Here is a 25292-nt window from a genome sequence, read left to right on the forward strand (position 1 = left end):
GCCCGCTTCTTCCATGCGCGTTAAGCGGCAGCGGCGATGAACGCCGCCGCTTTCCGCCGCCGTGGCTGAGTTTAGGTCATTGGCCTTATTTCGGGCATTCGAGGCGGCGGCGGTTCGGTTGGCTCCGTCGGGGGGGTAGGCGGAATTTGCGGCCCCAGTTCCCGCAGCCTCTCCTGGAGTCTTTCCATTCCCTTTTCCAGGGACGCGTCCATAATCACAATATTTCCCATCGACAAAATGACGCGTTGCAGTTCGGGAATTCTCGTGGTACCGGTCGAAACGATGTAGACCGGCTGTACGTAGAGGACGGATCTTCCTACCGGCAGCACGATAATCCGCCCACGAAGCACGTGTGACCCTTTTTGGTCCCAAAGCGCAAATTGCCTCGCAATCTCGGGATCCTGATCGATCAGCGCGCTGACTTGCGAAGGGCCTTCGACCTGAATCTCGCGGCTGAATCGGTAGAGCACGATCTCCTTGGAAAAATCGGTACGCCCCCTGGCGGCTGGCGTGCCGGCGACCGCCAGTACACTGAGATTGCTCCGTCCTATAGGGGTCATGGGATTGATCAGGACGAAATTTTCCGGCTCTCGAAGTCCTTCCAGCAAATATGTCGTGAAGTAGAAAGGCTTCATCACGGAGTCGTTGACCGTGGCGAAATCCCAGGTTTCAGACTGCTGGAAGAATTGGGCAGGATCGGTCTGATGGTACCGGGCATAGACGCTCATCTGCGTCGTGAACATATCCTTGGGATAGCGCAACTGCTCCCGGAGCATCGGAGACATGCTGCTCATATTCTTGAAAACGCCCGGAAACGCTCTTCTGTAGCCCTGAATGATGGGGTCGTTGGGGTTGGCGACGTAATAGTCGACATTGCCGTCGAACGCGTCGACGACGATCTTGACCGAGTTGCGAATGTAGTTGAACGGCTTATCCTCGCTCTCGCGGTTAAAGCGAGTGCTTGTGGTTTTCGATACCGGGTACAGGCTGGACGTGGTATATGCATCTACGATCCAGTAGATACGCTTCGGCGTGACGACGGCATATGGATCATTGTCCAGGGACAAATAGGGGGTGAGCCGCTTGATTCTGTCGATGATATTGCGGTGGAAAAGTGCCCGGCTATCGCCGCGGATGTTGTATGAAAAAAACAAATTCCGGTCGCGGAAATAGATAGCGAACAGCAGTCTACGGAAGAACGAGGAAATCGGTACCCCGCCGCTACCGGTGTAGTTGTAGCTGGATTCCTCGTCGAAGCTGGAAATGCCTACGACGCTCAGAAGGTTCGGCACGATGGCATAAGGAAGGTTTTCTTCGCCGAAATAGATATCCGGTTTTTCGACCGTGAAGCCTACACCGGATTCCATCCTTAAATCGCGGAGGAACCACTTCATTGGCGTTTCACCGTCCTGAGCGGCTGGTGTTATTACCGCGCCGTAGCCATGAGTGTAACGGAGATGGGTGTTTTCCCAATTCTGCGCTTCGGCCGGCAATTTATCGATATTGACTTCACGCGCGGACAGATTCACCTGTTCGAGCCGGTCGTTGATCACATAGCGCGCGATGTCCACGTTCGGAAAGCGGTAGTAGGGGCGAATGCCCTGCAGCTGCTGATAGACCTCATCGAGGTATTCCGGATCCCAGACCGGAATGTTGTAAAGGTGTTCGCGGAAGGTCTGATCGAGAATATCGCGGTCGGGCAGGGCCGGCATGACGTCGATGATCTTGATATCGTTTAGCTCGTAGGCGGTAAGAGTCGCGTCGATATTGTTCTGCATGAACGCTTGTTCGACTTTGACCGGATTCGGTTTTACAACGAACCGATCGATCAGGTCGGGAATGATGTCGATCTGACGGATACCGATGGATGCGACAAAAAGCAGGATCATACTGACCAAAACGGTTAGCCCCGTGCCTTTATGCACATAGAACAAGCCGGCCAACACTGCGCCGAGCAGGGTCAAAATCGATAGCCAAATCAACGGCAGGTGATAGCGAAGCTCGATAAATCCCGGGCCGAAGAACTGGGGTTCGTGAACATCCGTGTACAGCAGCCCGAAACGATACAGCATGAACCCCCAGGCCATGATCAGCGCGGTGATGACGATAATGCCGCTCAAGTGAATTCTCGCGCCGATGGGCCATTCCTTTCGCTCTCCCGGCAGCAACCTGTGTTCGATCCAATAGAGGAGTGCGATCGCCACGCTCACAATGATCGAAGCGATGAGCAATTCCCTTTGAATCAGCGTGAAGATCGGATAAGCGAACATGTAAAAGCTGACATCGTTTCCGAACACCGGATCGGGAATCCCGGCACTGGGAGCGAACAGGAACAGCAGGGCAGCGTCCCATTGCTTGTAGAACGGGATCGCGATGAGCACGGCGAGAATGAGCGAGAGAGGCGTATAGACGCGCATGGAGCCGGTCTGGAAGAGTTTCAGCAGGCGGCGGTAGCGGTTGCCTTCGGAGTGGCCCAGCCGGCTGAACGCAGTCTCGTCGATGCCGAGATAACGGGAGGCGGCCCAGAAATTAAGGAAGAAGATTAGGAAAAAGAACAGAGTGACGCTGCCCGACAGGATGTAACGGTACAGGAGCTTGAGCCAAAAATACCCGCCGTAATCGAGCCCGTCGTGCCACCAAAAATCCACTATGAAATTCGTTAAAGCGATGCCGGATGCTAAAAGCACTGTAGCCAAACCGATGATGACGGCGGCAATGAGCATCAGCAGTCGTTTCCAATTTTGCATAGGGGCCTCTCGGGTGGTTCTGATTCTTACTATCGGACTGATCGGGATATTTAGGATGGAGCCGCGCTTCGAAAAGCGGCGTCGGAAAGCCGGACTAGAGCTGCGTCAGTGGCGGTTGGATCACACCGTAAGATAATACCTTGATATTAGTGACACAAGTAGTTGCTTATTAATGAGAGATTCGGCCATGCGGCCGGGTTCGAATTTCGCTCCCTCCCGACAAGGAGAGCCTCGCCAAAAGCCTACCCGATCGGATCCGAACCCGGAAATGGCCACCGGCATTCCAAGCGTACAAACCGGCAAAACCTTGACGTAAGGAGAAAGTTTCCGCGTTCCTTGCGGAGAGGCTTCGTGAATCGGATCTTGCGATGCCCTCGCAGAGAATAAAACCGAACTCGGCGGGATTACCGCGGATAGGTCTGAGTCGGATAGGTCTGCTGCGGGTATTGCGGATAATTCCCCTGTTGAGGATATCCCGTCGGCTGTTGCGGATAGGTACCGGGCTGGGAGTAACCGCCGGGTTGCTGGGGATAGGGATAAGTGCTCGGTTGGGAATACCCGCCGGGCTGCTGCGGGTAGGCATCCGGTTGAGAGTACCCGCCCGGTTGCTGCGGATAAGTTCCCGTCGGAGCGGGATACCCTTGGCCTTGTGGTGCTCCGGGCTGCTGCGCGGCAGTCTGGTCGGGCCGAATCAGCAACTCCACCCGGCGATTGCGAGCCTTGCCGTCTTCCGTACTATTGCTTGCGATTGGCTGGCGTTCGCCCATTCCGATCGAATGCAGGCGGCCGCCGGCGACGCCCTGCGCCATCAGGAATTCGGACACGGCGCCGGCCCTGCGGCGGGAAAGATCCATATTGTAGGCATCGCTGCCATCCGAGTCGGTATGCCCGGCCACGGTCAGCAGCGTCTCCGGAAATTGGTTCAGAGTCCCGGCGACCTGGGTCAGTGCGCTTGCCGCTTGCGGTGAGATTTGGTCGGAATCGTAGGCAAACGTGACATTGCTCGGCATGTTCAGGACCAGATCATTGCCGCTCCGCTGTACTTCGATGCCGGTGCCCGCTAGTTGTTCGCGCAGCTGCGTTTCCTGACGATCCATGTAGGCGCCCACTCCGGCACCCAGCAGCCCCCCTACGCCGGCGCCGATCAACGCCCCTTTGCCCTTGTCCTTGGCGATGATTGCGCCGAGCCCCGCTCCGCCCGCAGCACCTATCACAGCTCCCGTGCCGGTCTTTCCGAACTGCGGCGCCCCCCCGTAAGGACCGCCGGCGCAGCCTGTCATCAGCGCGGCAATTGCACCGGCGGTAATGGTTTTTTTAATCATTATCGTCTCCTCGAATGGATTTGCCTGATTTGGAAGGAGTGAGCGGCGGATTTACGGTTCGCCGTGTCACTTGAGCGTATAAAGTGTAACGTAGGTTCAATCTTATGAGAGATCCTGATGCAAGAGACTTGCAGAAGAATCCGTCCCCGGCTCAGGCTTCTTCTCTGAGGCGGCGCATTAGCCAGCCGCGGAAGAGGGCGGAATCGGACACGTCGGGTAGTCCCTTTTGTTCCTGGAACTGCTTTAACTCGGCAGCGGAGGATGGCTCCCGCTCGTGCTCGTACCAAAAAAGATCAAGAAGAAATTCCTTGCCCAAACTTACTTGCAGGTGAGCGCGCTGTTTCCTCTGCTCGTCGAGGCGCTTTGCTCGAAGTGCTTGAAGATCGATCAGATTGGAATTCTCGTCGGCCATGGCCGAATTTCCCCCCGGACGGTTGTGTTTCGGTTACGCCTCGGTGTGTCGAATCCCGGGCGGCTCTCATATCGGATGCCGGCGAACGACGGCCTTTTTGAGGATCCGCGTCGCGCGAAAGCGCCATTATCCTAGAAACGGCTGGCGACTGCTTGGAAGGAGCGGAAAAGCCGTGTGAAGCATGACCGTTCTGCCTTCCGCCGGTCTCACCGTTTCGGTGAAGTCGCTACGCACGCTCGGAAGCGTCCGGCCGCTGCTTCTAGAATAATGGCAAATTAGGCACTGGAAAACTCGGACTGCAACGTCAAGCCGCTGCCTCAGGCCGGAAAGGTCCGGCGGACATCGAGGAGGGACTACTCGTGTGCCGCATCGGCTTTACGGGTCGAATTCCACGTGTATATGATGTTTTTCGTCGATCACCTGGAATTCGTCACCCAGATTTCGCCGCAGTTCGCGAGTCACTGTCCTGCGGGTCGACGGAGCGAAGTATCTGGATCGGAGGTCAACGGCCAGGCCTACATAGTGCAGGCTTCCCTTCTTGTGCCTGCCATCCAAACCGGAGGTTACGACCAGCAATTTGCCGTATCGGCTCCAAACTCGCCTGGCTTTCTGGAGTGCGAAATACATTCTGCGGTCCAGTCCGGCAAGAATGGCGCCTTTCTTGACGGCTATCGGGGGTTGCGACTTCAGCAGAGAATGCGTGCCCGCCACCAGTCCAATTTCCTCGCTCGCCTCCGAACTCGGACTGGAAAGCAGGATCGCAAAGAGCGTCAATAGCGCATTGGCCGCTTTCGTCGGGGTTCTCCTTGACTCCGGTGCCATTTGGGCCTCCACAAAAATCCGTTTGTTTGGCGCGATAGAAAATTAGACGGCCCGGAGACCCGAGGGTTTTCCCTGACAGGATTTTTTGACCCGCGTCTGCTGTCATAGGGCTGGAAAGACAGCGCAAGAAGAACCGAATGGAAGATCTGGCCGGTATTTTTTCAAGTCGACACAGGAACATCATGAAAGCCTTGGTATTATTGCTTACCTTAATGTTTTATGGAGACCCGGCCATGTCGTGGGATTCATCGCAATTCAAAAAAGAGAGCAAGGATGATCTCCGCAAACGGCTGTCGAGCGAACAGTTTAAAGTGACTCAGGAAGACGGAACCGAGCGAGCGTTCGCAAACGAATATTGGGACAATCATCGGGAAGGCATCTATGTGGATGTCGTATCCGGCGAACCGCTTTTCAGCTCTCTGGACAAATTCGATTCCGGCACCGGCTGGCCGAGCTTCACCAAGCCGCTGGAGCCGGCCAATGTGACCTATCGTCAGGATCGATCCTGGTTCATGGTCCGCAACGAAGTTCGCAGCAAGCATGCCGATTCGCATTTGGGGCACCTGTTTGATGACGGGCCGCCGCCCACCGGAAAGCGTTATTGCATGAATTCGGCGGCACTCCGGTTCGTCCCCAAGGAAGATCTGGAAAAAGAAGGCTACGGGGAATACCGTATCCTTTTCGAACAGACCAAGTGAACGAACAACAAAAAGGCATTGATTGGCTTAGCGGGACCGGCGTAGGCGCGTAATTGTCAAGCGCCCGGGACCATGTCATCGTTTCAGGCAGGGGACGAGTCGGTTACCAACCGATTTTTTTCATAGGATATTGCTGAATCGTGCCTATTTTCCGGCCCGCCGGGAATGTGGTGCGCTATGATTCCGGAATGAGAAAAGTTAGGGGAAACAGGTTTGATCATCAACCAAGTAAAAGGCATTACTAAATCCACGCGAACGATTTTGGCCGAGCACGGAATATTCTCGGTCGAAGAGCTGGCGAACGCCGATGCCGACCAATTGGTCAAAATGGCGGGATTCAATAAGGCAAAGGCCATGCGCATGATTCGGGCGGCCAAGTACCTGGTGGGCGACATGGAAAAGGCGACCGGCGCGCGCAGGCTGCTGGACAAGCGCACGGAGGCGTCGGGCGAAACCGGAACCGAAGGCGAACAAGCGGCCGGATCCATCGATTTGTCGGATGGGCAGCTTTATATCAACCGCGAGCTGAGCTTCCTGGAGTTCAACCGGCGCGTGCTCGAACAAGCCAAGGATGAGCGTACGCCGCTCCTGGAGCGCCTGAATTTTCTTTCCATTTCCTGTTCCAATCTGGACGAATTCTTCGAGGTCCGCGCCGCAGGTTTGATTCAGCTCGCCGATTTGGGCGCGATTCAGACCGAGCCCGACAGTCTCGCCCCCCAGGAAACCCTGGCTGCGATCAGCGCGCGCGCTCACGACCTGGTGGCGGAGCAGTATCGGGTATTGAATCAGGTGGTGCTGCCGTTATTGGCGGAGCAGGGTATCCGGTTCGTGCGCAGAAGCGAATGGAATGCCTCTCAACAGGCCTGGCTCAAAAAATATTTCGAGAAGGAACTGCTGCCGATCCTCAGCCCGATCGGGCTGGACCCGGCCCACCCGTTTCCGCGCATTCTGAACAAGAGCTTGAATTTTATCGTGCCGTTGTCAGGCAAGGATGCGTTCGGACGGGACATCACGCTCGCCATCCTGCAGGCGCCGCGAGCCTTGCCGCGCATCATCCAGCTGCCGCAGGGCGAAACCGAGAGCGGACCGTACGACTTCGTGTTCCTCTCGTCCATTATCCATGCCTTCGTCGACGATTTGTTCTACGGCATGAAAGTACGCGGCTGCTACCAGTTTCGGGTTACCCGCAACAGCGAAATGTACCTGGATGAGGAAGAAGTCGATGATTTGCTGCGGGCACTCGAAGGCGAATTGAGCACCCGGAATTATGGCGACGAAGTTCGGCTGGAAGTGGCCGACAATTGTCCCGACGCGATCGTCGAGTTCCTGCTGAGCCAGTTCGGGCTCAGCGAGGACAGGCTGTACCGCGTGGACGGCCCGGTCAATCTGAGCCGAACCCGGGAGGTCTACGAATTGATCGACCGGCCCGATCTCAAATACCCCCCGTTCACCGCCGGATTTCCGAGCCAGCTCGGCGGCGGGCGGGACATCTTCGATGCCGTCAAGAAGCAGGACATTCTTCTGCATCATCCGTACGAGTCCTTCACGCCGGTCATCGAACTGATCCGGCAAGCCGCCGACGACCCCCACGTGGTCGCCATCAAGCAGACCTTGTACCGCACCGGGCCCAATTCCGCGGTGGTCGACGCCCTCCTCAAAGCCGCCCGGGCCGGCAAGGAAGTCACGGTGGTCGTGGAACTGCGGGCGCGATTCGACGAGAAGGCCAACATTTCGCTGGCGACGCGTCTACAGGAGGCGGGTGTGCAGGTAGTCTACGGCATCGTGGGGTACAAGACGCATGCGAAGATGCTGCTGGTGCTAAGACGCGAAGGTCGGAACCTGCGCTATTACACGCATCTATCCACAGGCAATTACCATCCGCGCACGGCCCGGCTCTACACGGATTATGGGCTGCTGACCGGCGATCAGGAACTGGGGGAGGACGTCCGCCGCGTGTTCGTTCAGCTGACCAGCCTGGGCAAGGTCGGACGTCTCAACAAGCTGCTGCAATCGCCGTTTACCTTGCATCAGATCCTGCTGAAGAAGATCGACCGGGAAATCGAGCATGTGCACGCCGGCCGTCCCGCCCGCATCATCATCAAGGTCAACTCGGTGGCGGAGCCGCAGTTGATCCAGGCGCTTTACCGCGCTTCCATGGCCGGGGTGGAGATCAAGCTGATCGTCCGCGGAATCTGCTGTCTTCGGCCCGGAATCCCCGGCGTGTCCGAAAACATCGAAGTTCGCTCGATCATTGGGCGATTCTTGGAGCACAGCCGCGTGTACTGGTTCGAAAACGGCGGGCATCCGGAAGTGTATCTCGCGAGCGCGGACTTCCTGCCCCGCAACATGTTCCGTCGCGTGGAAACCTGCTTCCCCATCGAGAACAAAAAGCTGGCAGACCGCATCCGGGCAGACCTCGATCTCTATCTCGGCGACGACAGTCAAGCCTGGCTGCTTACTTCCGACGGCAATTATTCACGTCCGCAGCCTGCTAATCCGCGCGGCGTCCAGGCCCAGACCGTTCTGCTGGAGCAACTGAAGAAATCGAGCTGACCGGCACCGGGCGGGTTCGGACCTTAGGTCAGGCATAAATCAGCTCGATATCGGCAGCGCCGAGATTTCCGGCTTCCTGCAACAGGTCGGCCGCGGTCAGCGGATGATTTTCCAGCCACTGTTTCGGAAATCTTAGATCGACCCGAGAATCGCCGAGGCTGAATTTGATATCGGGAGGCGGGTTACGGTGGCGGCTGCGGTTCAGAAGTATGGCGAGTCGCAGCAGCACCGCCAGAAGCTGTCCTGCCTCGTTCCATGGAGGGCTCAATTCCTTGAAGAACTTCAGGTGAAATTTTCTGCGGTGGACGCGCACCAGCGCGGCCAGCAGCAATTGATCCTGGCGCGAAAAGCCGGGCAGGTCGGCGTTCTCGATGATGTAGGCGCTATGCTTGTGATATTGGCTGTGTGCGATATCCAGTCCGATCTCGTGTAAGCTTGCCGCCCAATTCAGCCATTGTTCGGCGGTTTCGGGGCCGATGTCGCCGATTGACGGGCTTTGGTCCAGAAACGATTTCAACGTTTCCTGAACGCGGCCGACCTGTTGCAGATCCACGTGATAGCGAGTCGCCAGCGCCGCCACGGTTCGACTCCTGATGTCGTCGTTGTAAAGCCGGCCCAGGAGATCGTACAGCAAGCCTTCCCGCAAGGCGCCGTCGGAAACCTGCATCTTTTGAATGCCGAGTGCCTTGAATGTCGCATACAAAATCGCAAGGCCCCCGGCGAAGATCGGATAGCGGTCGGGATTGAGATCCGGGAACCCCGTTTTATCGACTCGTCCCAGGGTCAGGACGGACTCGACCAGCCGGTCGAGTCCGTCCCGGCTGATGCCGTCCTTGCTCCAACCGCGGCCGACCAGGATTTTGCGGATGGCTCTTGCGGTTCCGGACGCGCCTACGGCTTCGTCCCAGTGGTCCTTGCGGAAGGTATATTCGAAGGGTTCCAACTCATGCTGAGCGGCGATGACCGCATTCTTGAAGCGTTTGCCGGTGATCTTGCCGTCGGTAAAATGGGCGAGGCTCATGGATACGCAGCCTATCCGCACGCTTTCCTTGCGAAGCGGAGTCTGATCCACGCCGATGATGTATTCAGTGCTGCCGCCGCCGATATCCATCACCAGCCGTGGCTTGCCGTCGGGCGCCAGACTCTGGGCGACCCCTGCGTAGATCAGCCGTGCTTCTTCGATGCCGGAGATAATGTCAATCGGATGGCCCAGTGCCTTTTCCGCCAGAACCAGAAACTGACCGGCGTTGCGCGCGGCACGCAAGGTATTCGTGCCTACCGCGCGGACGCTGCCGGGCGGCAGGTCCTGAAGCCTCTGGCCGAATCGGTCGAGACAGGCCAGTGCCCGTTGCTGCGCGTCCGGGGTCAGGTGCCGCTGAGCGTTGAGTCCCGCTCCCAGTCTGACCATTTCCCGCAGCCGGTCGACGATGATCAATTCGCCGGCCCGCAGTTTCGCCACGACCATGTGGAAACTGTTGGAACCCAAGTCCACGGCAGCAACGTGGTCTGGAGGATGTGCTTTTATTTGAGTCATTGAACCGTTGGAAAAGGGTGGGAGAGACTTTAGCGAGGGTGGTATTTGTTACAATCTCGCGGTTAACGCGACGCCCGGCCCATGTTTTTCGAAGCCCGGGCCCTCACGGCCAATATGTCGTAAAAGCTCACTCTTCCCATGGGAGAAGACTTGGGCGAGGGCGTGCAAAAGAAGTTTTCTTCCTGCTTAGGCGGAATAAATGGGCGCGATTGCCTTATACCAAAGGAAGAAATCTTGTTTTGGCTCCTCGCCTGAATCCTCTCCCAAGGCGAGAGGGGGCGGTGGGTACCGTCCGCGCCGATGGCATGACTGCCATGGCCTCACGGTAGAGCCGTATTTTTACAAATATTGTCGACAAATACAGCCCGAAATGAACGCACTTTCCATTCGTAATCTGCGAAAAACCTATAACAACGGCTTAGAAGCCTTGAAAGGCATCGATCTCGACGTGAAAGCCGGAGATTTCTTCGCGCTCCTGGGGCCGAACGGCGCCGGGAAGTCGACTACGATCGGAATCGTCAGTTCGCTGGTGAGAAAAACCAGCGGGACCGTCGAAGTTTTCGGTCATGATCTGGACAAAGAGCGGGAGGCCGCCAAGCGTTGCCTGGGCCTCGTGCCGCAGGAAGTCAATTTCAACCAGTTCGAAAAGGTTCTCGATATCGTGGTCAATCAGGCCGGTTATTACGGCATACGCCGGAAAGAAGCGATGCGGCGCGCGGAGCAGTGCTTGCGCCAGCTCAGCCTGTGGGACAAACGGAACAGCGTGTCGCGCCACCTTTCGGGGGGCATGAAGAGACGACTGATGATTGCGCGCGCCCTGGTCCATTCGCCGAAACTCCTCATCCTCGATGAACCCACGGCCGGAGTGGACATCGAGATTCGCCGCTCGATGTGGGAATTCCTGCGAAAAATCAACCAGGAAGGGACCACGATCATCCTGACGACTCATTATCTGGAAGAAGCGGAGAACCTCTGCCGCCACATCGCCATCATCAATCACGGGCATATCGTCGAGCACAATGCGATGTCCGATCTTTTGAGAAAGCTTCACACCAATCGCTATATTCTCGAGCTGCGAAAACCCGCGCATTTCGTAGCGGCGATCGACGGCTATCAGCTTGAACGGCTGGAAGACCAAACCCTGGCCGTTGACGTGCCCATGGAACTCGGGCTTCATGGTTTGCTTGATCAGCTCGCCGCCCAGGGCATGGAAGTGGTTAGCATGCGCAATGCCGCGAATCGATTGGAGCAGCTATTCATAGACCTGGTGGAAAACGGGCGTGCCGATTCCACGCGAAAAACAGCCTGACCGAATTGCTCGAGAACACTCAGCCGCATGCATTACCTGATCGCTTTCAAAACCATTCTGTTCAAGGAAATTTTTCGTTTCGTCCGCATCTGGCCGCAAACCATCCTGCCGTCGGCAATCACCACCTCGCTCTATTTTCTGATTTTCGGCACCTTGATCGGCGGGCGGGTAGGGCCCATGGCGGGAATGTCCTACATGGATTACATCGTGCCGGGCGTCATCCTGATGTCGGTCATCACCAACGCATACGGCAACGTGGTGGCATCCTTCTATTCCACCAAGTTCCAGCGGAATATCGAGGAGTTACTGATTTCGCCGATACCCAACTGGATCATCTTGGCCGGCTATGTCGGAGGCGGAATCGCCCGGGGGCTGGCAGTGGGGGGAGTGGTTGGCCTTGTCGGCATATGCTTCACGGATGTGCAGCCGGTCCACTGGGGGCTCATCGCCGTGGTGTTCTTAATGACCGCGGCCCTGTTTTCGCTGGCGGGTTTCATCAATGCCGTTTACGCCAACAGTTTCGACGACATCTCTATCGTCCCGAATTTCGTTCTTACGCCGCTGGTTTACCTGGGCGGCGTCTTCTACTCCATCGAGCTGTTGCCCGAATTGTGGCGGAAAGTGTCCCTGGCGAATCCGATTCTTTATATGGTCAACGCCTTTCGCTACGGATTCGTAGGGATCTCCGACGTGGATATCCGGACCGCTTTCCTGATCATCGGCGGTTCGATCTCGATTCTCATGGCCTGGAGCCTTGTCTTGCTCCGCCGCGGGACCGGACTGAAAACCTAGACCAGGACTACACAATCATATACATGTGCAGCATGCCGATTTCATCGAATTCGAAGATTCGCTCCAGACATGGGGGTAGGCCTAACTCACAGAACCGGATCGTCCCGCTTCGAATACAGCGATAGCTGTTCGCTCACGGCCCAGCGAATAGCTCGCGCTCTCGCATTACCCACGCCCGGCACGCGCATGAGATCATGCACCTTCGCGTTGAAATTCGCTTCCACGCTGCCGAAGGTTTCCAGCAATCGGGCTGCGTATTCAGGGCCTATTCCCGGAAGCGCCAGCAAAATCTGGAGCTGCGTTCTGAGCTTGCCTTTGAAGAGGCGGGGCGAAGTTCCTCTGAGAATGGATTCAAACTGTCGAGCCGCATAGATCATGAGCCGGGCGGATTCCGCCGGGTCGGTCGAACGCAGCAGGGGAATGCCCAGAAACAGCGTCAGATGGATAAGCACTCCTTGAACGGCTTCGCGTCGCATACCTCCGCCGAGCAGGTCGCGGGAGGTGCCTTCGAGGATCAACGCTTTGCACATAGGCGAAGAGGCAAGGCGACAAGCTTGCCGGAAAAGCCGGCCGTCCTGGATCGAAGCGATCAAGTCACGCAAGGTCTTGCGTTCGAAAAGCAGGCAGCCGTCCAGTTCGTAATCGCCCAGTTCCAGGCGCCGTATCGTCACCTGAACGTCACTCATGTTCCTCAAGGCATCGAGGATGGCGCCGTCCGGTTCCCGGTCGTCAACGACAGCTTGGATGAGGGTCATGATTCCAGCTAAAAGAAAGGTTTAGTCCCGGCTTCCGTCATACCACAGGATCCTGCCGCTCCGGGGAAAGTCATAAGCGAAATCTATTCTGCAAGCTCGAAGCTCGACGGAGAAGCTCGGTTGTCTATGCAGAGCGAGCCACAATCCGGATCTTTCATTGGGCAAGACTAGCCTTTTTTCGCCCGAGTGCCCCGATGTAATCCAAATCCGACACAAAAATCAGCCTGGGCCGACAAGCCTTTTCGGGCCTGTTGCAGGAAGATAACGCGCCGTCGGATCGTACGAACACCCAACACCGCAAGCCCCGCGATTTTCACCCGCCCAAGGCCCCCATGCGCGACTACCTTTTCAACGAAGGCTGCCTCGACCTCGACCCGGTGCGGTTCACCGACCGCACCGCCAATATCCTCATCCTCGGCGCGCCCGAGACCTCCGGGTTCAACCTCACGATCGCCCGCGACCGCTTCGAACCCGGCGAGGCCTTGCCGGCCTATGTGACGCGCCAGATCGGGGTGATGGCGAAAAACATCAAGGGCCACAAGGTCCTCCGCCGCGGCGCGTGTGTCCTCGGCGCGGGCGAAGCGGCGCTCGCCGGCGAATTCATCGATGCCACCCAGCCCACCGCCGGCCAGACCTTCTTTCAACGCCAGGCCGCCTTTGCCCTGGGCGAACCGTTCCGGGGCCGCGTCCTGGTGTTTTCCGCCACCCGCAAGCGGCCGTTCGATGCCGAGTTTGACGCGCGCTGGTCCGCGCTCCTGGCCGGTTTCCGGCCGCGCGCGCCCGCGCCCTAGGCGACCGCGCCCCGCATGTACGAAGCCGCCCGCCTCGGGGACGGGGTCGAACATACCAGCGCGCTCGCCGGCTTTCTGATCGGGGCGCTCCTCGGCGTGGCGCTGATCGCGACGGTCGCCTTCGCCACCTTCACCTGCGGTTTCGGCGCGGTGCTGCTGGCGGGGCTCGCGGCGGGCATCGGCGCCAGCGCGATCCTGAGCGCCTCGGAAGCCATCGGCCGGGCCATGAGCAGCCGGGCCGGCGCCGTCACCCGCGGCTCGCCCAACGTGTTCATCAATGGGCGGGCGGCGGCCTTCGTCCAGCGCAGCACCGTCAGTTGCGGCCGGGATTCGCCGCAGCAGGTGATGGCGGAAGGCTCCGGCAACGTCTACATCAACGGCCTCCCGGCGGTCCGCCGCGGCGACAGCACCACCTGCGACGGCAAGGTGGCGGAGCATTCGAACAACGTGCGCATCGGCGGCGGCCGGGTGCAGTACCTGCCGATCGCGCGGGAAGTGCCCGACTGGCTGCGCACCGCCGTGGACTGGACGTTCGCCCTGGCCGGCCTGGTCGGCGGTCTCGCCGGCATGATCCGGCCGGCCGGCGGGGCGTCGGTGCGCGCCCTCGCGCCGTGCGCCGCGAAGTACGTCGCCGGCTTTGTCGCCGGGGAAGCGGCCGGCCGCTATCTCCTCGGACCCGCCGTCGATCGCGTGGTGGGCGGCCTGATCGGGCACCCGGTGCAGATCGCCGGCGGACAGAAGCTGCTGCTCGCCCACGACGAGACCGACTTCGCGCTCATCGCCCCGCTGCCCCTCACCGCCGCCCGTTTCTACAGCAGCGCGCTGGACGATGGGAGCGCGCTCGGGCGCGGCTGGCGGCTGCCCTGGGAAATCAGCCTGGCGGTGGGCGAGGACAGCGTCACCTACACCGACGCCCAGGGCCGCGCCATCGTCTTCCCCCGGGTGCCGCGCGGCGAGAAGCTGTTCGCGCCGGTGGAACAGCTCTTTCTCGGGCACCTGCGCGACGGCCGCTGGGTGATCAGCGACCTGGCCGAACGTCACTACGCCTTCAGTCCGGCCCCGCCCGGTTCGCCGACCACCCACCAGCTCACCCGCATCGAGGACAACCGCGCCAATGCCATCGTGCTGGAGCGGGACGCCACCGGGGTCCCGGTGGCGCTGACCGACACCGTCGGCCATCGGCTCGCCCTGCATTACGCCACGCTCGGTGATCAGGGCCTGCGCCGCCTCATCGCCATCGAACGCCTCGCCGGCGGGCCGGTCGCGACCCTGGTCCGCTACGCCTACGACGCGCAGGGCCGGCTGATCGCGGTGCGCGACGCCCTCGACCGGGTCACCCGCCGCTTCGCCTGGGGCGACACGGGCGCCGAGGCCGGGCTGATGATCGCCCACCGCAACGCCCTGGGACTGACCGGCCGCTACCGCTGGGAAACGATCGACGGCCAGCCCCGGGTGGTCGAACACACGACCGGCGACGGCGAGCACTATCGCTTCCGGTACGACGTTGCCGCCCGCCGCGCCACCGCGGCCGACCTCGGCGACCCCGAAAACCCGCTCGAGGCCCACTGGACCTGGGACGAACACCGCCAGATCACCGCCTATCACGACTGCGACGGCCGCCGCTACGCCATGGCCTATGACGCCGGCGGCCACCTGGTGCGGCTCGACCTGCCGGGCGACCCCGAGAGCCCGCGCACGGTGCGCTTCGAATACGACGCCCTTGGCCGGCTCGTCGCCGAAACCGATCCCGAGGGGCTCCGCACCGAAAGGACCTTCGCGCCCGACAGCCTGCGCCTGCAATCCGAAACCGGGCCGGACGGGAGTACCTGGCAGGCGGTGTACGAACCCCACTGCGGCGTCCTCCTGCGAACGATCGACGCCCTCGGCCACCAAACCGAGTACACCTGGGAGCACCTGCGCGGCCCCTCGGTCATCACCGATCCCCAGGGCCACACCGTGCGGCTGGCCTGGGATGCGCGCGGCCAGCTCCTGGCCCGCACCGACTGCTCCGGCAAGACCCGGCGCTACGCCTACGACGACGCCGGCCGGCTCGTCGCCGAAACCGACGCCCTCGGTCGGACCACCGGCTATACCCTCGATGCGCTCGGCCAGGTGCTCGCCGTCACCCACCCCGACGGCCGCCGCGAAGGCTTCGTTTGGGACGCCCTGGGGCAGTTGATCCGCCATACCGATACGGCCGGCCACACCCAGACCTGGCAGCGCGACGCCCGCGGCCGGGTTCTCGCCCAGACCGATGCCGAAGGCCGAACCCTCCACGCCCGCTACAACACCCGCCAACAGCTCGACGAACTGCGCCGGGGCGACAGCGGCTATCGCTTTCGCTACGACCCCGTCGGACGCCTAGTCGCCGAGCAGCGCCCCGACGGCGTCGAAATCCACCTCCGCTACACCGCCGCCGGCACCCTGGCGCGCCGCGACGAGCGCGGCAGCGGGCCGGAGCCGCCGGTCCGCAGCCGGCGCTACGCCTACGACCGCAACGGCCGCCTCACCGCCCGGCACGACGGCACCGCCACCACCCGCTACACCTGGACCCCCGGCGGACAGCTCGAGAGCGCCCGCCGCATCCCGACGGACAAAGGGCGGGCCCTGGGCCTCACCGAAGACAGCGTGCGCTTCACCTACGATGCCCTCGGGCGCCTCCTCACCGAGACCGGCGCCGCGGGCGAACTCACCCGGGACTGGGACAGTCTCTCCAACCTCCGGCGCCTCACCCTGCCGCACGGCCAGACCCTCGGCTATCTCCGCTACGGTTCCGGCCACGTGCACGGCCTCACCTTCGAGGGCGCCGAGATCGTCCAGTTCGAGCGCGACGACCTGCACCGGGAAGTCCTCCGCCGCCAGGGCGCGCTGACCACCCGCCGCGGCTATGACGCCCGCGGCCGGCTGAGCTGGCAGGGCGTCACGGTCGGCGACCCGCGGCGGACCGACACCCTCGACCCCGAGGCCCTGATCGGCCGCCGCTACGCCTACACCGACGCCGGCGAGCTCGACCGTATCCACGACCGCCGGCACGGCGAGAGCCGCTACCATTACGACCGCGCCGGACGCTTGACCCGGGCCGGCACCCTGAGCCCCACGCTCGGCTACGGCCAGGAACGCTTTGCCTGGGACGCCGCCGACAACCTCGTGCAGCCCGGCGATCCCCCCGTCCCGGGGAACCGGCTCGGCACCTGGCGGGGCCGCCGCGGCGAGACCTTACGCTACGCCTACGACCCCTTCGGCCGGCTGACGGCCAAGCACACCCCGGCCGGCGTCCAGCGCTACACCTGGGACGACCAGGACCAGCTGGTCGCGGTCGAAGACGGGCGCGGGATCACCCGCTTCGCCTACGATCCTTTAGGCCGGCGCACCGCCAAATGGCACGAACCCAAGACGCCCGGCCGCTACATCGGCGATGCGCACACGCCGGGCAAGACCCGCTTCGTCTGGGACGGGCTCCGGCTGCGTCAGGCGCTCACCGAGGACGCGCACGGCATCCGGATCCGCACCTGGCTCTACGACCCCGCGGGCGGCGGCTACACCCCCATCGCCGCCATCGACCAGGGCCTCGGCCCCGACGGCGGGATTGGCCCGGCCCTGATCTACTCGGTTCACACCGACCCCCTCGGGACGCCCCGGGAGCTCACCGACGCCGAGGGCCGGATCGCCTGGAGCGCCCGCTACAGCGCCTGGGGCGAGCGGCTCGGCCCGGTCCTGTCCGAAGCCGACCGGCACACGCCGTTCGCCACCGACTGTCCCCTGCGCTACCCCGGCCAATACGCCGACGACGAGACCGGGCTGCACTACAATACCTTCCGGTACTATGATCCCGAGATCGGCCGCTTCATCAGCCCGGACCCGATTGGGCTTGAGGGCGGGTTCAATCTGTATCAGTACGCGCCGAATCCGGTCTCGTGGATTGATCCTTGGGGGTGGAGTTGCACTTATGACGGTAAAGCCTACAGATGGCGTGATAGTGGAACTGGCAGATTCGTAAAACGCCCCGATGATCCGTCAGAATTGATGCGTCAAGGACAGATCAGATATGCTGATGTCCAGGAATGGGCCCGACAAGGCGGTTTGAATAACAATTGGACGCCGTCGCCAGTACCCGGAAAATTTGGTACGGGCGGATATAAATATCAGGCGAGTTCGGGTGGCCACAACTATTCGGTCCATGGTCATGGGGCCAATCCGAATGCACCACCTGGCAGCAATGCTGCTATGGGACCTACAACGTCGATAACTCGACAACCAATAGCAGGTGGTGCTAAACAAAATTATCGGACAGACGGAACGTGGGGATCTTTTGCATCCGACCCTAATGGGGCACATATACCGTTATCCGGCTCTCCCTATTGAGGACTTGCAAATTCGTGAATGTTGACGAACTGGGCAAACTTATTGACTCTGAGTCCACAATGATGGATCTGAGCCGGGAGCTTTGGTATTGTCACCAACTATCTCAGCTATCAACAGAGGACGTAGCGAACCACAAGGTCGAACTACTCCGCGTCTTAGAGGCTTTAAGAGATTCACACACACAGGCTTTTTATGAGGTAACACCGAGGCATTTCGAACACCTTAAGAGGTTTGTCGAATGGCTTGATAAGATCTTGCACCTTTTTTCACAACAAGAAACCAGGGATGAATTGCGTGAAATTAGAGATGTGTTTCGTTTGAATATTGATTGAACCCAGACCTGGCAGCGCGACGCCCGCGGCCGGGTTCTCGGCCAGACCGATGCCGAAGGCCGAACCCTCCACGCCCGCTACAACACCCGCCAACAGCTCGACGAGCTGCGCCGGGGCGACAGCGGCTATCGCTTTCGCTACGACCCGTCGGACGCCTGGTCGCCGAGCAGCGCCCCGACGGCACCGCCACCACCCGCTACACCTGGACCCCCGGCGGACAGCTCGAGAGCGCCCGCCGCATCCCGACCGAAAAGGGGCGGGCCCTGGGCCTCACCGAAGACAGCGTGCGCTTCACCTACGATGCCCTCGGGCGCCTCCTCACCGAGACCGGCGCCACAGGCGAACTCGCCCGGGACTGGGACAGTCTCTCCAACCTCCGGCGCGGCGAGAGCCGCTACCATTACGACCGCGCCGGACGCTTGACCCGGGCCGGCACCCTGAGCCCCACGCTCGGCTACGGCCAGGAACGCTTCGCCTGGGACGGGTTCCGGCTGCGTCAGGCGCTCACCGAGGACGCGCATGGCACCCAGGTCCGCACCTGGCTCTACGACCCCGCGGGCGGCGGCTACACGCCCATCGCCGCCATCGACCAGGGCCTCGGCCCCGACGAAGGGGTTGGCCCGGCCCTGATCTACTCGGTTCACACCGACCCCCTCGGGACGCCCCGGGAACTCACCGACACCGACGGCCGAATCGCCTGGAGCGCCCGCTACAGCGCCTGGGGCCAGCGGCTCGGCCCGGTCCTGCTCGAAGCCGACCGGCACACCCCCTTCGCCACCGACTGTCCCCTGCGCTACCCCGGCCAATACGCCGACGACGAGACCGGGCTGCACTACAATACCTTCCGGTACTATGATCCCGAGATCGGGCGCTTCATCAGCCCGGACCCGATTGGGTTGGTCGGCGGGTTCAATCTGTATCAGTATGCGCCGAATGCGACTGGGTGGATCGATCCTCTGGGATGGGCCAGTGGCTTCGTTCTCGATCCAAATACACTCATCCACCGAATCGGCGGAGGAGGCATTGATAACTCGATTAGGTAAGCCACCGCCTCTGGCGGTGGACTCCGCAAGGCTCTTCCGTTCCGGCGAGCGCCCTTGGATGGTCGATGACCTCCCTCCTACAACTGCAATTGGAAGGAGGTCATCATGCGAGAATGGCAGAGCCAATCGCACGTCAAATGGTACTGCAAGTACCATGTTGCGTTTGTGCCCAAATACCGGCGCCGGGCAATCTATGGAACGTTGCGGCGACGGGTCGGGGGGATTTTCCGCGAGTTGTGCCGCCAAGTGGGCATCGAGTTGGTGGAAGGGCACGCGATGCCGGATCACATTCATCTGTGCTTGAGTATTCCGCCGAAGTTCAGCGTGGCCTATACGGTGGGCTTTCTGAAAGGGAAATCCGCGGTCCGTATCCATCGGGAATTCTTGGGACAGAAGCGAAACTTCACGGGGCTACATTTCTGGGCCAAGGGGTATTGCGTCAGCACTGTGGGATTGGATGAGCAAGTGATTCGAGCCTATATCCGTCATCAGGAAGCTGAGGAGAGGCGCATCGAGCAACTGCACATCCAGGGTCTTTAGGCCCTTTCATCCGTTTTTCGGCCCCCTCAGGGGGCCTTCATCAAACCACCCGCTCTGCGGGTGGTAGCTGATCTATTGATCTCGCCAAACCACGGCGTCGCATATTTGAGGGCCTTCTTAATAATTTTTGGGGTCTACGGCTGTCAACCAACCTTATCCCCTGCTCTGCGAAATCTTCGGAATGGTGGTGAATCCCGTGCGTTCGAGGAACTCCAATGAATATGCGGAAAAACCGACAAGAGCACGGCAATGACGGAACATAGCGCAGAGCAAAGCCAACCTTGGCATCACCTTTCCGCGGACGAGGTGGTCGCCCGATTGAAGAGCCACGGAAACGACGGGCTGCCGGAAGACGAAGCCGGACGACGCCTTGATCGTTACGGCCCCAACCGTTTGCCACAGCCCAAGAAGCGGGGGCCTTTGCGCCGATTCCTGGCCCAGTTTCACAACCTCCTGATTTATATTCTGATCGTTACCGCCGTCATCAGCGCGCTGCTCGATCACTGGGTGGATACCTACGTCATATTGATCGTGGTGTTAATCAACGCGGTCATCGGTTTTGTCCAGGAAGGCAAGGCTGAAAAGGCACTGGAGGCGATCCGGGAAATGCTCGCACCGAACGCTTCGGTAATCCGCGACGGCGTGCGGCGGACCTTGCCGGCGGAGGAGCTCGTACCGGGGGACGTGGTCCTGCTGGAGCCGGGAGATAAAATTCCGGCCGACCTTAGAATTCTCAGATCCAAGAACTTACAGGCTCAGGAAGCGATTCTCACGGGTGAGTCGGTCCCGGTGGAAAAATCGCCGCCGGCCGTCGGCCAAACCGCCGTGATCGGCGACCGCAGATCCATGGGCTATTCCGGCACTCTGGTCAGCGCCGGCCAGGGCGTAGGCGTGGTGGTGGCGACCGCCGCCGGGACCGAGATCGGACGGATCAGCGGGTTACTGGCCGAGGTCGAGACCACCACCACGCCGCTCCTGGTCAAGATGGACCGGTTTTCCCGCTGGCTCAGTGCCGCGATCATCGTATTGACCGCCGTGGTCTTCGTTTATGGGGTTCGGGTTCAGGAACAGGACGTGAACACCATGTTCATGACCGTCGTCGGGCTGGTGGTGTCCGCCATTCCGGAGGGTTTGCCCGCCATTCTGACGGTAACCCTTGCCATCGGCGTACAACGAATGGCGGGGCGCAAGGCCATCATCCGTCGCCTGCCGGCCGTGGAGACTCTGGGTTCGGTGACGGTGATCTGTTCGGACAAAACGGGCACGCTCACGCGCAACGAAATGACGGTACGCTCCGTGGCGACGGCCCATGGTTTGTTCGAAGTCACCGGGGTCGGCTACGACCCGCACGGAGGGTTCAATCGGGACGGCCGTGAAATCGAACCGGCGGAGTATCCGAATCTCATCGAAGTGCTTCGTGCCGCTGCATTATGCAACGACTCCGCGCTGAGGCAGCTCGGGGACGCCTGGACGGTCGAAGGCGACCCGATGGAAGGCGCCCTGTTGACGGCGGCACTCAAAGCGGGCCTGGATTATAGAGTCGAGAGCAAGCGCTTGCCGCGCACCGACGTCATTCCATTCGATGCCGAGCATCGCTTCATGGCGACTCTGCACCATGACCATGAAGGTCATGGCTTTATCTGGGTAAAAGGTGCCCCGGAACGTATTCTCGACATGTGTGCCGAGCAACAAGCGGCGGATGGAACTGCGCCGCTGGACCGCCGTGAGTGGCAGCGGCGGGTAGACGCGATCGCCTCGGCTGGCCAGCGCGTGTTGGCTGTGGCCTCGATGAAAACGGCGGCTACGCATCGTCAACTCGAGTTCGATCAAGTAGGCGAGGGACTGCTTCTGCTGGGCTTGCTGGGACTTCAGGACCCTCCCCGCGAGGAGGCGATCTCCGCCATTGGCCAGTGCCGCTCCGCCGGCATTCGGGTCAAGATGATCACCGGCGATCATGCCGCCACCGCCTTGGCCATCGCCCGTCAGCTCCGTCTCGACAACTGCGAGGAAGCTCAGACAGGACAGACTCTCGACGTTCTTGCGCCGGAGGCATGGACGGAGACCGCGGACCGGGTCGACGTGTTCGCCCGTACCACGCCCGAGCACAAGCTGCGGCTGGTCGAAGCGCTCCAGGCCAAGGGGCACGTTGTGGCCATGACCGGCGACGGCGTGAATGACGCCCCGGCTCTCAAGCGTGCCGACGTCGGGGTGGCCATGGGTCGAAACGGCACGGAAGCGGCCAAGGAAGCCTCGGAAATGGTGCTGGCCGACGATAATTTCGCTTCCATCGGGAAAGCGGTGCGGGAAGGCCGTACCGTTTACGACAACCTGAAGAAGGCCATACTGTTCCTGTTGCCCGTCAACGGTGGCGAATCCATGAGCATCGTCGCCAGCCTAATAGCGGGGCTCACGCTGCCGATTACGCCGTTGCAGATCCTCTGGGTGAACATGGTCAGTTCCGTGGCCCTGGCCATGGCGCTGGCGTTCGAGCCGGCCGAGCCCAACGTGATGCGGCGTCCGCCACGGCCTCCGGACGAACCGATTCTGTCCGGATTGCTGGTATGGCGGGTGGCCGTCGTGTCCGGCCTATTCGTGGCCGGCGTATTTGGGATTTTCTACCTGGCCCAGACGCAAGGATCCAGTGTGGAGGAAGCGCGGACCTATGCCGTGAACACCTTGGTCGCTCTTGAAACGTTTTACCTTTTCAACGTACGACACCTCGGTGCCACGGCGCTGAGCTGGAAAGGTCTGCTCGCCAACCGGGCGGCATGGATCGCTGTGTTCCTTGTGTTCGTGTTGCAGGCGATCTTTACCTACGCGCCTTTCATGGAGCGGTTCTTCGACACGCGGCCGGTGGATTTCGTCCATGGCGCCGAGATTTTCGGCATCGGCTTGGCGCTTTTCTTGATCCTGGAAATGGAAAAAGCCTTTCGGCTGGCATTCCAGCGTCGACGGAAGCGCCGCGATACCGGCCGGGCGCGCCGCTCCGAGTGATCGAATTCGGCCTGCCGCATTTCAAAGGCATGAAGGAAAATGTGACAATCACCGCTCTTGTGAGCGGCGGTTCCGTGTATGACGGGATCTGTCGTCTCGTCCAGACCAAACCGTGCCATCGGATTGTCGGGGCACCGGTCGAAAGGGGGGTGTGGAGCCCGGCTACCGGGAGATACGCCGGCACTGGTAGTGGGAGAGGTTCCGAATACCGCCCTGCTGGCCAACCCGGGCCATCGGAAGGATTCGAAGCGAGCGGAACCGTATTCGTCCTGATGCTCAGTGGCTTGGCTGAAAAAATACTGTCGGGAACTGAGGGGAGTCTGCGTGAAGATTGACTGTGCAATTGAAAACTACCGCGTGAGTGCCGGTCTGCCGATCAACCTTGCCGGTTGGCCGACCGATATACCTCCGCTTTATTCGTCGCAGAAGAACTATAAGGAACTGCTGGATGAATCGAGGGCCAGGCTCAGCGAACTGCAGAACATCCTTTTTGCCTGCAACCGCTATTCTGTTCTGCTGATTTTCCAGGGTATGGATACCGCGGGCAAGGGCGGAGCGATCAAGCACGTTATGTCAGGGGTCAATCCTCAGGGCTGTCAGGTCTTCTGCTTCCAGCAGCCCAACAACGAGGAACTCGATCACGATTTCCTTTGGCGCGCCTGCAAGCGCTTGCCGGAAAGGGGACGAATCGGCATTTTCGACCGCTCTTACTATGAGGACGTCTTGGTTCCGCGTGTCTTTCAGCACGTGTTGAAGCAACAGCGTGTGCCGGAGGAATTCGTTGACCCCGCGCGGCTTTGGGAAGAGCGTTACCGCGACATCGTGAACCTGGAAGACTATCTGCATCGCAACGGCACGCGAATCGTCAAGATCTTTCTCCATCTGTCCAAGGCGGAACAACGGCGACGATTTCTCGCGCGCATAGACGAACCCCGCAAGAACTGGAAACTGACTGCCGCGGACCTCGAGGTTCGCGGGCATTGGAATGATTTTCAGGCCGCTTACGCGGCCTGTATCGGTAAGACCGGTACGGCGTTCGCGCCCTGGCATATCGTTCCTGCCGACGACAAGCGCAATGCGCGGCTAATCGTTTCCAAGATCGTCGTCGAAACCATGGAAGCCTTGAGCCTGAGTTATCCCGAGCCGAACGCGGCGCGTCTCGAGGAATTGCGGGAGATAAGGCGCCGCTTGGAGCTTGAGGGAGATTAACAGATAAAGCTGCCGCAAGGCTGGCAACGGTTCCGATTGCTTCGTCGCCTCGACACCGACGGTCGAAGCGCTTAAGTCGGAAATGCTTTCCGCTTCGGCCAGGGTAGATCGACTCAAGCTTTCTTCGTAGATACCGTCTTCGAAATCAAGATGCAGGCCGCGGGCCGAGCTGCACCATGTCGCGAAAGGGTCCGCGACCTACAGTGGCCGGGTCATAGGTCGGCAATCCCTTGCCGACGGCCCCATCGGCGAGCGGGTTCCGGTACGGGCGGTGTGAAAATGCCCTGGCGTCCAAGGGTTCGGTCAGGGTTCGGGGAGGGGTTCGGCCTTGTTGAGGAGGGTGCCGAGGATGGGTGTGGTGCTCAACTGGGTGAGGGCGTCGGTGAGCTGGGTCTGGGTGGTGCGGCCGGCCTCGATCACGAGGAGGGCGGCATCGACGTGAGGGGCGAAGGCGAGGGCGTCGGCGGTGGTCAGGTGGGGGAGGTCGAACACCACGATGCGGCTGGGATAGCGGTGCTTCAACTCGTCCACCAGGCGCGCCATCTTGGGGGAGGCGAGGAGTTCGGCGGAGTCGGGGAGGGGGCGGCTGCCGGGGAGGATGACGAAGCGGCCGATGCCCTTGGGATTGATGAGGAGGCGCTCGATGGGCACGTCGTCGAGGAGGTAATCGGCGAGGCCGTAGCGGGGGGTGAAGCCGAACGCGGTATGGACGGCGGGACGGCGGAGATTGGCATCGACCAGGAGGACGGTCTGGCTGACGTCGAGGGCGAGGCTGAGGGCGAGGTTGATGGCGGCGACGGTCTTGCCGGCTTGGGGGTTGGGGCTGGTGACGGCGAGGGCGTTCCAGCCGTGTTCGCGGAGGATCTGGAGGACCTTGGTGCGGAGCACCTTGAAGGCGTCGAGGTAGGGGCCTGGCTCGTAGCCGGCGATCAGGCGGTGGCGGCGCAGGACCTCGCGGCTGACCTCGAGCGAGCGGGTGGTGGTGTACTCGATCCGCGCGGCGGGCTGCAGGGAGGCGGTGCGGGTTTTGTCGAGAACGGGGACGGTCGATTCCATAAGAGGCACTCCGGGTCGAAG

General features: G+C 60.8%; 18 protein-coding genes. 11 read left to right on the forward strand and 7 right to left on the reverse strand.

All coding sequences use genetic code 11. The annotated features are described in order from the left end of the window. Positions 1-71: 71 nt before the first annotated feature. The 4 genes from sS8_RS01520 to sS8_RS01535 form a co-directional block, all read right to left on the reverse strand. Complete coding sequence (locus tag sS8_RS01520; protein WP_232020475.1) at positions 72-2747, reverse strand: UPF0182 family protein; 2676 nt, start codon at positions 2745-2747, stop codon at positions 72-74. A 404-nt stretch (positions 2748-3151) separates the two neighbouring features. Further along, positions 3152-4069 (reverse strand): OmpA family protein, encoded by a 918-nt coding sequence (locus sS8_RS01525; protein WP_119628111.1) that lies wholly within the window; start codon positions 4067-4069, stop codon positions 3152-3154. A gap of 151 nt (positions 4070-4220) precedes the next feature. Further along, positions 4221-4481 (reverse strand): hypothetical protein, encoded by a 261-nt coding sequence (locus sS8_RS01530; protein WP_119628112.1) that lies wholly within the window; start codon positions 4479-4481, stop codon positions 4221-4223. Between the two features lie 375 nt (positions 4482-4856). Next, complete coding sequence (locus sS8_RS01535) at positions 4857-5303, reverse strand: hypothetical protein (RefSeq protein ID WP_119628113.1); 447 nt, start codon at positions 5301-5303, stop codon at positions 4857-4859. Positions 5304-5536: 233 nt separating this feature from the next. Between sS8_RS01535 and msrB the strand changes: the two genes are divergently transcribed. Continuing rightward, the gene (gene msrB / locus sS8_RS01540; RefSeq protein ID WP_119632563.1) at positions 5537-6001 is read left to right on the forward strand and encodes a peptide-methionine (R)-S-oxide reductase MsrB; all 465 of its coding nucleotides are present in this window, start codon (positions 5537-5539) and stop codon (positions 5999-6001) included. Between the two features lie 213 nt (positions 6002-6214). Next, positions 6215-8554 carry a polyphosphate kinase 1 gene (gene ppk1 / locus sS8_RS01545; protein ID WP_119628114.1) on the forward strand — a complete coding sequence of 780 codons (2340 nt, stop codon included), beginning with the start codon at positions 6215-6217 and terminating at the stop codon, positions 8552-8554. A gap of 28 nt (positions 8555-8582) precedes the next feature. On the opposite strand, the gene ppx is transcribed toward ppk1, so the two are convergent. Then, positions 8583-10088 (reverse strand): exopolyphosphatase, encoded by a 1506-nt coding sequence (gene ppx, locus sS8_RS01550; protein ID WP_119628115.1) that lies wholly within the window; start codon positions 10086-10088, stop codon positions 8583-8585. A gap of 370 nt (positions 10089-10458) precedes the next feature. On the opposite strand from ppx, the gene sS8_RS01555 reads away from it, so the two are divergent. Next, complete coding sequence (locus sS8_RS01555; RefSeq protein WP_119628116.1) at positions 10459-11397, forward strand: ABC transporter ATP-binding protein; 939 nt, start codon at positions 10459-10461, stop codon at positions 11395-11397. 27 nt (positions 11398-11424) lie between these two features. Continuing rightward, positions 11425-12189 (forward strand): ABC transporter permease, encoded by a 765-nt coding sequence (locus tag sS8_RS01560; RefSeq protein ID WP_119628117.1) that lies wholly within the window; start codon positions 11425-11427, stop codon positions 12187-12189. 86 nt (positions 12190-12275) lie between these two features. Here sS8_RS01560 and sS8_RS01565 read toward each other — a convergent pair whose 3' ends face one another. Further along, positions 12276-12944: an ERCC4 domain-containing protein gene (locus tag sS8_RS01565; protein ID WP_119628118.1), complete on the reverse strand. Its 669-nt coding sequence runs from the start codon at positions 12942-12944 to the stop codon at positions 12276-12278. A gap of 332 nt (positions 12945-13276) precedes the next feature. Between sS8_RS01565 and sS8_RS01570 the strand changes: the two genes are divergently transcribed. The 7 genes from sS8_RS01570 to sS8_RS01600 all read left to right on the forward strand — a co-directional run bounded on the left by sS8_RS01570 (position 13277) and on the right by sS8_RS01600 (position 24215). Further along, positions 13277-13735, forward strand: coding sequence for a DcrB-related protein (locus tag sS8_RS01570; protein WP_145986375.1), 459 nt, complete (start codon positions 13277-13279; stop codon positions 13733-13735). A 15-nt stretch (positions 13736-13750) separates the two neighbouring features. Further along, a complete protein-coding gene (locus sS8_RS01575) occupies positions 13751-18097 on the forward strand; it encodes an RHS repeat-associated core domain-containing protein (protein WP_119628120.1) in 4347 nt (1448 codons plus the stop codon). A gap of 14 nt (positions 18098-18111) precedes the next feature. Beyond that, positions 18112-18429: a hypothetical protein gene (locus tag sS8_RS01580; RefSeq protein WP_119628121.1), complete on the forward strand. Its 318-nt coding sequence runs from the start codon at positions 18112-18114 to the stop codon at positions 18427-18429. Positions 18430-18713: 284 nt separating this feature from the next. Then, positions 18714-19472 carry an RHS repeat-associated core domain-containing protein gene (locus sS8_RS01585; protein ID WP_170160900.1) on the forward strand — a complete coding sequence of 253 codons (759 nt, stop codon included), beginning with the start codon at positions 18714-18716 and terminating at the stop codon, positions 19470-19472. Positions 19473-19577: 105 nt separating this feature from the next. Continuing rightward, positions 19578-20012: an IS200/IS605 family transposase gene (tnpA, locus tag sS8_RS01590; protein WP_119628123.1), complete on the forward strand. Its 435-nt coding sequence runs from the start codon at positions 19578-19580 to the stop codon at positions 20010-20012. Between the two features lie 249 nt (positions 20013-20261). Continuing rightward, the gene (locus sS8_RS01595) at positions 20262-23006 is read left to right on the forward strand and encodes a cation-translocating P-type ATPase (protein ID WP_119628124.1); all 2745 of its coding nucleotides are present in this window, start codon (positions 20262-20264) and stop codon (positions 23004-23006) included. A 324-nt stretch (positions 23007-23330) separates the two neighbouring features. Then, entirely contained in the window at positions 23331-24215 is an 885-nt protein-coding gene (locus sS8_RS01600; RefSeq protein WP_119632564.1) for a polyphosphate kinase 2 family protein, read from the forward strand. Positions 24216-24518: 303 nt separating this feature from the next. Here sS8_RS01600 and sS8_RS01605 read toward each other — a convergent pair whose 3' ends face one another. Then, a complete protein-coding gene (locus tag sS8_RS01605; protein WP_119628125.1) occupies positions 24519-25271 on the reverse strand; it encodes a CpsD/CapB family tyrosine-protein kinase in 753 nt (250 codons plus the stop codon). Positions 25272-25292 lie beyond the last annotated feature (21 nt).

This window comes from Methylocaldum marinum (genome assembly GCF_003584645.1).
Lineage (GTDB): Bacteria > Pseudomonadota > Gammaproteobacteria > Methylococcales > Methylococcaceae > Methylocaldum > Methylocaldum marinum.

Excerpts from the sequence above, each read along its gene's own strand:
- ppx (WP_119628115.1), bottom strand. The coding sequence starts at position 10,088 with ATGACTCAAATAAAAGCACATCCTCCAGACCACGTTGCTGCCGTGGAC.
- sS8_RS01555 (WP_119628116.1), top strand. The coding sequence starts at position 10,459 with ATGAACGCACTTTCCATTCGTAATCTGCGAAAAACCTATAACAACGGC.
- msrB (WP_119632563.1), top strand. The coding sequence starts at position 5,537 with ATGTCGTGGGATTCATCGCAATTCAAAAAAGAGAGCAAGGATGATCTC.
- sS8_RS01595 (WP_119628124.1), top strand. The coding sequence starts at position 20,262 with ATGACGGAACATAGCGCAGAGCAAAGCCAACCTTGGCATCACCTTTCC.
- tnpA (WP_119628123.1), top strand. The coding sequence starts at position 19,578 with ATGCGAGAATGGCAGAGCCAATCGCACGTCAAATGGTACTGCAAGTAC.
- sS8_RS01520 (WP_232020475.1), bottom strand. The coding sequence starts at position 2,747 with ATGCAAAATTGGAAACGACTGCTGATGCTCATTGCCGCCGTCATCATC.
- sS8_RS01575 (WP_119628120.1), top strand. The coding sequence starts at position 13,751 with ATGTACGAAGCCGCCCGCCTCGGGGACGGGGTCGAACATACCAGCGCG.
- sS8_RS01535 (WP_119628113.1), bottom strand. The coding sequence starts at position 5,303 with ATGGCACCGGAGTCAAGGAGAACCCCGACGAAAGCGGCCAATGCGCTA.
- sS8_RS01560 (WP_119628117.1), top strand. The coding sequence starts at position 11,425 with ATGCATTACCTGATCGCTTTCAAAACCATTCTGTTCAAGGAAATTTTT.
- sS8_RS01565 (WP_119628118.1), bottom strand. The coding sequence starts at position 12,944 with ATGACCCTCATCCAAGCTGTCGTTGACGACCGGGAACCGGACGGCGCC.
- sS8_RS01530 (WP_119628112.1), bottom strand. The coding sequence starts at position 4,481 with ATGGCCGACGAGAATTCCAATCTGATCGATCTTCAAGCACTTCGAGCA.
- sS8_RS01570 (WP_145986375.1), top strand. The coding sequence starts at position 13,277 with ATGCGCGACTACCTTTTCAACGAAGGCTGCCTCGACCTCGACCCGGTG.
- sS8_RS01605 (WP_119628125.1), bottom strand. The coding sequence starts at position 25,271 with ATGGAATCGACCGTCCCCGTTCTCGACAAAACCCGCACCGCCTCCCTG.
- sS8_RS01525 (WP_119628111.1), bottom strand. The coding sequence starts at position 4,069 with ATGATTAAAAAAACCATTACCGCCGGTGCAATTGCCGCGCTGATGACA.